This window comes from Psychrobacter sp. T6-1, from assembly GCF_052258445.1.
Genome location: NZ_JBQQFC010000355.1, coordinates 1 through 2,244 on the forward strand (window position 1 = coordinate 1; position 2,244 = coordinate 2,244).

The window sequence follows — 2,244 nt, forward strand, 5'->3', positions numbered from 1 at the left end:
TTGACGCTTAAGCTTAGCTTTATGCTTGATAGTATTGAAGATGAGCTTGAGAGTCAGCAAGTGAGTGCTGAGCCGACAGGGGTGATCACCTTTGGTCGTTTTGGGGCGCTACGCAACGTGCCTTTTGGCCTTGTGGTGATGCTCAACATGGATTTGGCTGAGTTTCCTAATCGTGACCGCGACAATCGCTATGATCTGATGAAGTCTGGGGTGGCGCGCCGCGGGGATAGATTCAGTGAAGACGACGACAACGGCGCGTTTTTGGATGCTATGTTATGCGCGCGCAGTGCCTGCTGGATATTTTATAACGGTCAGCGCTTAACCGATACCCACGAGCATCTGCCTGCCAATCCAGTGAGTGAGCTATTACAGTTTTTAAAAGGTGAGGTGCAGTGGCAGTGGGATCCACTAGCGCGCGCGCATAACGGCGCTGATTTTACAGAGCAAGTGCAGCGCTATTTGCCTAAGCTTATCGAGCAGTGGCTGGTGACGCGTCACTCCGCGCTACCATTCGCACCAGAGGTATTTGTAGAGCCAGAAACATCCATATCACAATCAGATACGACAGAAGATGACGCCTACATTGTCATGCTCACGCAAGCGATGACAAAGGAAAAGCTCAATCAGCAGCGCGCTCATGCACCCGCGCAAGTTTGGCAACAAGTGTTTAATCGCCTGCAAGCGCAAGAGCGTATGACCAACACGCCACCGATTAAGGTTAAGCTACCGAGTAAAGCCGATTACCAAGCCATTGCCGCGCGCATTTTAGCTCATAAAGAAGCAATGGATACGCCTTTTGATATCATGCAAGTAGATATGGAGCACCTATATTATCAAGCGCGTCATCCGGCCAAGCACTTTTTACGCGAGCAGCAGGTTCATATCGTTCTGCCAGAGGACGACACTATACATCAAGAGCCGTTATCGCTCTCAGGTCTGAGCGCTTATACCGTCAATACTCAACTGCTTACCGCGCTGCATAGCAATCATAGTGATAGTGGCAATACTTCTACAAGCCTTCTTTACAACCCAGTCATGCCAGCAGGGGTCGCGCGTCAGTCCACCTTGAGCTATCAGCAGCGCAAAATGGATCAGCAGTGCGAGGATTTTTGTAGTGAGCTTGCCGCTTTAGGTATAGATATAGATGTAAATAGTCTGATTACCCCTTGTAGCGAGACCATAACTTTAGTACAAGCCCCTGACATGAACACTCAAGGCCAATTGACTCTCAAGGGGGCTGCACCAAAGCCTGCGCAGTCAGTCAGTCTTTGGCTCAATTTACTGCCTAATAGTGCACGCACGCAATACCTATTGCGGTTTTGGCTGGCGCATCTGTACTGGCAAGTGGCGCGCGGTACCACAACAGAGCAGGTCATAGCCGAGGATGGCAAGAGTATCTGGCGCTTTCATAAGTCTACAAGCGAGCACGATTGCTACAAGAATAAAACCACGTTTGTACTTATGCCAATAGACTGTGAAACGGCGCAAAACGAGCTACTTAAGTGGGTGCGTTTTGCTCATATTGCGGGCAAGACGCCGCTTATTATACTGCCCGTGCACGCCCTTACTTATTTGCATAAAGTAAAAAAGGCACAAAGCGAGGATACGCCGTACCAGCCGAAACCTAATGACTTTGATAGTTGGCTACGACCTAATCCTAACCATGATACGGTTTTTGATACCTGCGCGCAGCATGAGCTGTGGCAGTATATTTTAGATAAGCAGGATAACTACTCAGCGCTAATGGATGCTCTGCCAGCGCTGACCTCACCGTTATTTGATACGATGCATAGATCCTTACAGCCGCTATAAATACGTGTCATCTAAATGCGCACTACCTTGAACAAGTGATAAATTATGGATAACCCTACCACGCCTACTAATGAAAACAACGTTGGCATCAGTCCTGCCAAGCTAGCAGACACCTCATCTAAAAAGACAGAGCTGCCACCTGCCGTTCGTATTGCGCTCACAGGTCAGTATCTGATAGAAGCCTCAGCGGGTACAGGTAAGACATGGACGCTCACTGGCATCGTCCTGCGACTGCTGATTGAGGGTAAGCGTTTGCCTGAACATATCATCGCAACGACCTTTACTCGCGCTGCTGCTGCCGACATTCGTAAGCGTATCCATGAGCGCCTAGAGCAGTTTCATGAGGCACTATTGTGGCTTAATAAAATACAAGCAAACCCCAGCACCCATGCCATTCTTTATCCGCAATTTAACAATAACGCTCATAAAACA

General features: G+C 48.8%; 1 protein-coding gene and 1 pseudogene. Both read left to right on the top strand.

What is annotated here, in order from left to right:
- Positions 1 to 1,812, top strand: a pseudogene (locus ACTXGO_RS12705) (exodeoxyribonuclease V subunit gamma); the annotation flags it as partial.
- 45 nt (positions 1,813 to 1,857) lie between these two features.
- On the top strand, positions 1,858 to 2,244 hold a 387-nt coding region (locus ACTXGO_RS12710), incomplete at its 3' end, for a UvrD-helicase domain-containing protein (protein WP_443574786.1).